The organism is Longispora urticae, assembly GCF_053902585.1.
Window position 1 is genome coordinate 301,158 of record NZ_JAQZSH010000002.1, and the last position, 8,051, is coordinate 309,208.

Annotated in this window: 7 protein-coding genes; 5 read left to right on the forward strand and 2 right to left on the reverse strand. The window is 71.8% G+C overall.

The annotated features are described in order from the left end of the window. Positions 1–127: 127 nt before the first annotated feature. Positions 128–2,389: a bifunctional salicylyl-CoA 5-hydroxylase/oxidoreductase gene (locus tag PT931_RS01540; RefSeq protein ID WP_456243896.1), complete on the reverse strand. Its 2,262-nt coding sequence runs from the start codon at positions 2,387–2,389 to the stop codon at positions 128–130. A 101-nt stretch (positions 2,390–2,490) separates the two neighbouring features. Here PT931_RS01540 and PT931_RS01545 point away from each other — a divergent pair, with 101 nt between their 5' ends. Beyond that, entirely contained in the window at positions 2,491–3,156 is a 666-nt protein-coding gene (locus tag PT931_RS01545; RefSeq protein WP_456243897.1) for an SDR family NAD(P)-dependent oxidoreductase, read from the forward strand. Positions 3,157–3,391: 235 nt separating this feature from the next. Further along, complete coding sequence (locus PT931_RS01550; RefSeq protein WP_456243898.1) at positions 3,392–4,060, forward strand: hypothetical protein; 669 nt, start codon at positions 3,392–3,394, stop codon at positions 4,058–4,060. 79 nt (positions 4,061–4,139) lie between these two features. On the opposite strand, the gene PT931_RS01555 is transcribed toward PT931_RS01550, so the two are convergent. Next, positions 4,140–5,261, reverse strand: coding sequence for a serine hydrolase domain-containing protein (locus tag PT931_RS01555; protein ID WP_456243899.1), 1,122 nt, complete (start codon positions 5,259–5,261; stop codon positions 4,140–4,142). A 101-nt stretch (positions 5,262–5,362) separates the two neighbouring features. On the opposite strand from PT931_RS01555, the gene PT931_RS01560 reads away from it, so the two are divergent. The 3 genes from PT931_RS01560 to PT931_RS01570 all read left to right on the forward strand — a co-directional run bounded on the left by PT931_RS01560 (position 5,363) and on the right by PT931_RS01570 (position 8,016). After that, positions 5,363–6,253 (forward strand): fructosamine kinase family protein, encoded by an 891-nt coding sequence (locus PT931_RS01560; protein ID WP_456243900.1) that lies wholly within the window; start codon positions 5,363–5,365, stop codon positions 6,251–6,253. 11 nt (positions 6,254–6,264) lie between these two features. Further along, the gene (locus PT931_RS01565; RefSeq protein ID WP_456243901.1) at positions 6,265–7,491 is read left to right on the forward strand and encodes a hypothetical protein; all 1,227 of its coding nucleotides are present in this window, start codon (positions 6,265–6,267) and stop codon (positions 7,489–7,491) included. A gap of 138 nt (positions 7,492–7,629) precedes the next feature. After that, the gene (locus PT931_RS01570; protein WP_456243902.1) at positions 7,630–8,016 is read left to right on the forward strand and encodes a RidA family protein; all 387 of its coding nucleotides are present in this window, start codon (positions 7,630–7,632) and stop codon (positions 8,014–8,016) included. Positions 8,017–8,051: the final 35 nt, after the last annotated feature.

Genomic DNA, 8,051 nt, shown 5'->3' on the forward strand with positions numbered 1-8,051 from the left:
TGTTCGTTCACGACTCCCCCTCTTCCCAAAACACCAGTCAGCGGCGACAACTTAGCCGGATCGCGGGGCGCGGGGCTATCCCCCGCGCGGTGACGATGATGATTGTCTGAGGGACAATGGGTGCAGATCAGGGGGTTTCGGGACGCCAACGTTGGTGTCGCGTGCCCGAATCGTTACCGCGCAGCAACTCCAGGCGCGGCTTCGGGCCGTCGGTTCGCCCGGTCTGCGGCTTACGGCTGCCCGCGGCGTACGGCGACGGCCAGGCCATCCTGTGCTCCTGCTCGGCCGCCGCGTGCAGGGTCCAGTGCGGGTCGTACAGGTGCGCGCGGCCGATGGCGCACAGGTCGGCACGGCCCGCGAGCAGGATGGAGTTCACGTCGTCGTACGAGGAGATGGCCCCGACGGCGATCACGGCGGGCCCGGGCACCGAGTTGCGGATCTTGTCGGCGTACGGGGTCTGGTAGGACCTCCCGTATGCCGGGCGCTCCGCCGCGAGGACCTGACCGGTGGACACGTCGATCGCGTCCACCCCGTGCTCGGCGAACGCGGCCGCGATCCGGACCGCCTCGTCGGCGTCGACCCCGCCCGCGTGCCAGTCGGTCGCGGAGATCCGGACCGACATCGGCTTCTCGGCCGGCCAGACCGCGCGGACCGCGTCGAACACCTCCAGCGGGAACTTCAGCCGGTCGGTGCCGTAGGCGTCCGTGCGCAGGTTGGCCAGCGGGGACAGGAACGACGACAGCAGGTAGCCGTGCGCGCAGTGCAGTTCGAGCAGGTCGAAGCCCGCCCGGTCGGCCCGGACGGCGGAGGCCACGAACTCGGCCGTGATCGCTTCCAGGTCCTCGGGGGTCAGTTCGCGCGGGACGGCGCTTCCGGGGCCGTAGGGCAGCGGTGACGGGCCGACCACGGGCCAGTTGCCCTCCGGGAGTGGCTCGTCCATCCCCTCCCACATGAGCTTCGTGGACCCCTTACGTCCGGAGTGCCCGAGCTGGACGCCGATCCTCGCGCCGTTGTCGTGGGCGAACCGCACGATCCGGGCCCAGGCGTCGCCCTGCTCGTCGGTGTACAGCCCGGTGCAGCCCGGGGTGATCCGGCCCGGCTCGGACACGCACACCATCTCGGTCATCACCAGGCCCGCGCCGCCCAGGGCCCGCGCTCCGAGGTGCACCAGGTGGAAGTCGTTGGGCATGCCGTCGACGGCCGAGTACATGTCCATCGGGGAGACGATGATCCGGTTCGGCAGCTCCAGGCCGCGCAGCCGGAAGGGCTCGAACATCGGCGGGGTACCGCTGGCCTGCACCCGGGCCACGAACTCCGGATCGCGCAGCTTCAGGTTGTCGTACGTGATCCGCCGCGACCGGGTGAGCAGGTTGAACGCGAACCGCAGCGGTTCCTGGCCCACGTAGTCGGCGAGGTTCTCGAACCAGTCGAGGCTGGCCCGGGCCGCGCGCTGGGTGGACACGACGACGGGCTTGCGTTCCACCTCGTACGCGGTCAGGGCCAGGTCCAGGTCGGGCTGCTCGGCCAGGCACGCGACCAGGGCCAGCGCGTCCTCCATGGCGAGCTTCGTCCCGGAGCCGATGGAGAAGTGCGCGGTGTGCGCGGCGTCGCCGATCAGCACCACGTTCTCGTGCTGCCAGCGCTCGCAGCTCACCGTCGTGAAGTCGATCCACTTCGAGTTGTTGCTGACCAGCTTGTGCCCGCCGAGCAGGTCGCCGAACAGGGCGCCGATCCGCTCGATCGCGTTCTCGTCGGTGAACCCGGCCCGCTCCCACACGTCGGCCCGCATCTCGATGATCAGCGTCGAGCCGTGGGTGTCGTACGGGTACGCGTGCGCCTGCATCACGCCGAACTCGGTCTCCAGCACGTCGAACGTGAACGCGTCGAACACCTTGTCCGTGCCGAGCCAGATGTAGCGGCAGTCGCCCGTCTCGTACTTCGGCCGGAATTCTGCGGCCAGGGACCTGCGGGTGGCCGAGTGCACGCCGTCGGCCGCCACCACCAGGTCGTACGCGCCATGGTCGCCGGGGAACTCGGTGTTGTGGTGCAGCACGACGCCCAGGTCCCGGCAGCGCTCGACGAGCAGGCTCAGCAGGAGTCGCCGGCTGACCGCCGCGAAACCGTGGCCGCCGGAGGTGATGACCTCGCCCCGGTACCGCACGTCGATGTCGTCCCAGCGGGCGAACGAGCTGGCCAGGGACGCGTAGAACGCCGGGTCGGCGGTCTCGATGCCGCTGAGGGTCTCGTCCGAGAAGACGACGCCGAACCCGAACGTGTCGTCGGGGGCGTTGCGCTCCCAGACGGTGATCTCCCGGGTGGGGTCGAGCTGTTTGGCGAGCGCGGCGAAGTAGAGCCCGCCGGGGCCGCCGCCGATGACCGCTATACGCACGGGCCAAGGTTATGCTGTCTTCGCGACGATCGTCAACGGTGCGACATGTGACGAGGTCGCGCGAGGTGGGCGGCGTTCGGTCGGGTGTGAGGAGAGTAGTCGTGCGGAGAGTGCTGGTCACCGGTGGGAACGGCGGGATCGGGCGCGCGGTCTGCGCCGCCTTCGAGGCCCTGGGCGACACCGTCCTGGCCGCCGACCTGCCCGAACACGATGTTCGGGACGCCGCCGCCGTGGCCGCGCTGATGGCCGACTTCCGACCCAATGTCCTGATCGCGCTGGCGGGGGGCTCGTTGGGGACCCCGCGGGACGAGTACACAGAAGAAGATCTCGATCTGGTTCTCGACGTCAACGTCAAGGGCACCCTCTACTGCGTCCGCGAGGCCGCCCGGCACATGTCCCCGGGCGACGCGATCGTCACGTGCTCCTCGATCGGCGGCCGGCAGCCGTCCCCGGTGACCGGCGCGCCCTACGCCGCCGCCAAGGCCGCGATCGGGGGTCTGACCAGGAAGTTCGCCCGGGACCTCGGCCCGCGCGGCATCCGGGTCAACGCCGTCGCGCCGGGGCTGTTCCTCACCGGCCGGTTGCAGGGCATGTTCGACGGGCTCAGCGACCGGGAGCGCGCCGACGTCCTCGACGCCATCGCGCTCGGCCGGATGCCGGAACTCCGCGAGATCGTCGACCCGATCGTGTTCCTCGCGGGCGACGGGGCCAGCTTCATCACCGGCGTGACCCTCGACGTGAACGGCGGCCGCTACCTCCCGCTGTAGCGCCGCGCCCTCGATGAACTGGGCAAACACCGAAAACCAACGAGCTTCGACGATTACGCCGCGCGTGTGACCCCGACCTGGAGGCACTCGAAGGGTGGTCACCCCACCACCTACGCCGAGCGTGTGACCCCGTCGCCGAGGCACTCAACGGGTGGTCACCAAGCCGCGCGCCGGACATGTGCCCCCGCCCCGCAAGCACGCGCAGGCCTCCGCACCCGAGATAGGCTCGGCCGCCATGACCCTCTTCGACGAGCTCTACGCCAAGGGCCGGGCGGCACTCCTCTCCGGCCAGCCCAAGCGGGAGACCCCGCCGGTCGACGGCGGCCCGGCCTGGGGCCTGACGGTCGCGTTCCGCCCCACCCCGCCCCTCGCGGCCCGGATGGCCGAGGTCGGCGCCGAGGCCCTGGCACTCGCCGGCCTTGGGCACTGGGCCACCGGCAACGCGCACTCCTCACACTTCACGGTGCGCTGCCTGGAGCCGTACCGGACCGGGCTGCCGGCCGGCGACGCCACGGTTCAGCGGGTCGGCGACGCGCTCCGCAAGGCCGCCGTCGGGCTCCGGCCGTTCCGGCTCGCCGTCACCGGGCTGACCCTGACCCCGGGCAGCGTGATGGCCTGCGCGGCGGCCGAGGGCGACACCGCCGAGCTGCTCAAGGACCGGTTCGGGGCGGCGCTCGGCCCGGACGGGTACTACGAGGCCGACTTCCACCGCACCATCTGGTACTCGAACCTCGTGCACTTCGCCGGCCCGGTCGCCGAGCCGGCCCGCCTGGCCGACTGGGTCGGCGAACGACGGCAGCTCCACCTCGGCGACGCGCTGGTCACCGAGGTGGAGCTGCTGCGCTGGGATTATGACGGGTCCCAAATGGTGCCGGTCGTGTTCGAGACGGTGCCGCTCGGGTAAGTGGCTGCTCGATCGACCGGGTTCTCGAGGGGCGCCTGCCGGCTCACGGGGCCGCCCGGCTCACCGGGCCGCCGCCGGGTCAGCTGAGGGACGCCGCCACGATCTTGTCGGCCGTCGGCGTGCGCTCCCCGCCCATGTGGATCGTGTTGATCGAGTACGAGAGCCGGAACGCGCCGTCCTCGGTGACCGCCGTGCCGCTCTGGTAACCCGGCCGGTCACCGGTCTTGCCCCACAGCACCAGCTTGCCGACCTTGAGCTGCATGATGCCCGCGCCGAACACGGCGTCCTGGTTCGGGTTGCCGTACATCTTCACCGGCGGGATGGCCTTCAGCTCGGCCTGCTGCGCCGGGGCGAGCAGCTTGCCGGAGACCAGGGCGACCATGAACGTCTCCAGGTCGGGCGCGGTCGAGATGATCTCAGCGGCGGACCACTGGTAGGTCGGGTTCGCCTCGGTGATGTCGACGTACCGGCCGTCCATCAGCTCGTAGCCCCTGGCGTGCGGGCCGGGGATGCCGGTGCAGACGCCGGGTACGGAGGTGCCGTGCAGGCCGAGCGGGTTGATGATGCCGCGCTTGACGGCGTCCGCGTACGGCCGGCCGGTCACCTTCTCGATCAGCATGCCGGCGACGAGGTGCCCGCTGTTGTCGTACTTCTGGAACTCGCCCGGCGTGAACAGCAGCGGCTTCGTCCGGTCGATCAGCGACTCCGGCGCCCAGGTGTCGAACCGGTGCGCGAGGAACCAGGCCGGGTCCTTGTGGTCGATGTCCAGGCCGCGCAGGCCGCTGGTGTAGTTCAGCACGTTGCGGACCTTGATCGGCGCGTAGCTGTCGGGCAGGTACCCGGGCAGGTAGTGCTGCACGGTCTCGTCGAGGTCGATCTTCCCCTTGGCGGCGAGCTGGAGCACCGCCACCGTGGTGAACGTCTTCGTCATGCTGCCGATCCGGTACCGGCTGTCCTCGCGGATGCCCCGGCCGGTGCCGAGGTCCGACACCCCGTTGGCGCCCCGGAAGCACCCGCCGGCGCCGGTGAACCGGACCAGCGCGCCGGTCGCCTCCCCGTCGAGGACCGAGATGGCCTGCTTCAGGGCGGCGGTGTTCCTGGACGGTGCGCACTGCGAGGGGGTGGCCATCGCGGGGGTCGCGAGGCCCAGGACGGCCATGGACGCGGCGGCGAAGGCGACTGCTGTGCGGCGGAGAGTCATGTGGATCATCCTGGGCGCGTTCGGCGCCGCACACCTCAGGGATTGACCCGCCCTGGACCCTGATTCGCCCATCGGGGGTTTCCCTGGGGCAATATGAGGGCGTGGACCTGGCGTACCTGCGCGCGAACCCGCACCTGCTGCTCACGTTTCTGACGCACCAGCGGCTGCGCACCACCCCCGTGGCGGGTGGCTCGATCTGCTCAGCCGAGCGGATCACCCTCGACGACGGTACGGACCTGCTGCTCAAGACCTGGCCGGGCGGGGTGTCCGGCTCGCCGACCGAGGAGCGCCGGGCCGCACCGCCGGGGCTGTTCGCGGCCGAGGCGCGCGGACTGCGCTGGCTCCGGGAGGCCGGCGGGGTCGCGGTGCCCGAACTGATCTCCGCCACCGACGAGCTGCTCCTGATGGAGTGGGTCGAACACGGCCGGCCGACCGCGCTGGCCGCCGAACGGTTCGGCCGGGAACTCGCGGCCACCCACCGGGCCGGCGCGCCCGCGTTCGGGGCGGCCGAGGACGGGTACCTGGGGAACCTGCCGCTGGACAACACGACGGGGACGGACTGGGCCACCTGGTACCGGGAGCGCCGGATCCTGCCCTACCTGCGGCTGTCCGTGGACAACGGCGCGCTCGACACCACCGACGCGGCGCGGATCGCCGGCATCTGGATCGAGGCCCCCGAGGAGCCGCCCGCCCGGCTGCACGGCGACCTGTGGCCGGGCAACATCATCTGGGGCGAGGGGGACACCCCGTGGCTGGTCGACCCGGCCGCGTACGGCGGGCACCGGGAGTCCGACCTGGCCACGTTGTTCCTGTTCGGCGGCACCCCGCACCTGGAGACGGCGCTGGCCAGCTACCACGAGGCCTGGCCGCTGGCCGACGGCTGGCGGGACCGGGTCGCGCTGCACCAGCTGCACCTGCTGCTCGCGCACACGGCCCTGTTCGGAGCGAAATACCGGTCCGCGGTACTGCGCGCTACCCGCCAGTACATGTAGCGTCTGGCGCCATGGACAAGCGGCTCACCGACCTCGCGCTCGCCGTCACCGTCGCGGCGACCGCCGGCGTCGGCACCCGGGTGATCATGCAGGCGGCCAGCACCGGCTGGGGCGGCGGCCTCACGGAACCCCTGGTCGGGATCCTGATCGGGGCCGTGGCCGGCGGGTGGCTGGCCAAGTTCGGCTGGGCCCGCTGGGCGGTCACCGCCGGGCTCGGGGTGGCGGCCGTGCTGCTCGCGGGGAACGCGTACACGACGGTCGAGCTCTTCGGGCAGTCGCTCGCGCACGGGGTGCCCTACCTGGCCGGGGCGGTCGCGTTCGGCGCGATCCTGCCGCAGGCCGTGGCCCCGCTCGCCAAGACCCGCAGGCCGAACGCCGCCGGACTGGCCGCGTGCTGGGGCGGCGCCGTGCTGGGCACCCTGCTGGCCAGCTCCTGGCTGGAGGCGAACGTCAACGGCCAGCTCTACGTCTGGATCGCCGTCCTCGGCTTCCTGACCAGCCTGCTGCCCACGCCCTACGAGAACGTGAAGAAGCGGCCCGTCGATCCCGGGGCCGGCCCGCTGCTGCCGCTGCTCGGCGGGCTCGCCGTGTTCGCCGCCGTCGGCCCGCTGGTCCAGCCGATCCAGCCGACCTCCGCCGGCGACCTGATGATCCTGTACCTGACGCTGCTCGCCCTCGCCGGCTACGCCCTCTACGCCTCGGTGCGCAGCCGGGGCCCGCTGCTCGCCGGGGTCGCCCTGCTCGGGGTGGTCCTGTTCGGCACGGCCGTCCAGGTCACGCTCCAGATGCAGAAGATCGCCCTCAAGGGGTACGGGGTCGCGTTCGTCGTCGCCGGGGTACTCGGCGTGGCCGTCGTCGTGGCCGCCGCGCTCGCCCCCGACCGGTTCCGCCGTCCGCTGCTCATGATCGGGCCGGGCGTCGCACTGGCCGGGCTGCTCCCCGTGCTCGACATCGGCGGCAAGCCCCGGGTCGCGCTCTGGGCCATCGTGGTGGTGGCGGTCGGGGTCGCGGCGACGGTGGGCGCGGGGCTGCGCGACGCGAACCGGACGACGACGGTGCTCGCCGGGGGGCTGCTGGTCAGCGCGATCGTGATCGGGGTGAAGCTCGCCCAGGGCATCCGGATCCTGGCGCTGCTCACCGGGGGCACGCCCGGGGGAGTGTTGGCGCACTGGTTCGCGCCGTGTGTGGTGCTGATCGCGGTGGCCGGGTTCGTGGGGTACCAGCGGCGCAAGGGGTAGCGGGGCCCGAGGCTTCGTACCCGTCGGATGGTTTGTGCTCGTGGCGCCCTAATCGCATTTCCAGAGCGCCCGCCCGGGCGCATAGGGTCCCGGAGTCATGATGGGGTCCGGCCCAGTCGGTCACTGAGGAGGTTTCACGTGAAACGTGTCAATCCAGCGGAGCTGGCAGCGCCGAGCGGGTTCGCGCACGCCGTGGTGGGGACCGGCACCATGGTCTTCCTGGCCGGTCAGACCGCCCTCGACCAGGAGGGCCGGATCGTCCCCGGCGGCATCGTCGAGCAGTTCGAGCAGGCGCTCGGGAACCTGTTGACCGCGCTCGCCGCGGCCGGGGGCCGGCCCGACCAGTTGGCGAAGGTGACCATCTACATCGTGGACGTCGAGGACTACCGGGCGCACGCGCGGGACATCGGCCGGGTGTGGAAGCGGCTCGCCGGACAGGAGTATCCGGCGGCGGCGGGGATCGGGATCGCGCGCCTGTGGGATGCCGAGGCGCTGGTGGAGATCGAGGGGATCGCTGTTCTGTAGCGGGGTGCCGGGGTGGGCGCGCCTGGCGGCGCGCC

What these genes read in the sequence shown, in the direction of transcription:
- PT931_RS01550 (WP_456243898.1), top strand. Translation starts at nt 3,392, where the DNA reads ATGACCCTCTTCGACGAGCTCTACGCCAAGGGCCGGGCGGCACTCCTC.
- PT931_RS01555 (WP_456243899.1), bottom strand. Translation starts at nt 5,261, where the DNA reads ATGACTCTCCGCCGCACAGCAGTCGCCTTCGCCGCCGCGTCCATGGCC.
- PT931_RS01565 (WP_456243901.1), top strand. Translation starts at nt 6,265, where the DNA reads ATGGACAAGCGGCTCACCGACCTCGCGCTCGCCGTCACCGTCGCGGCG.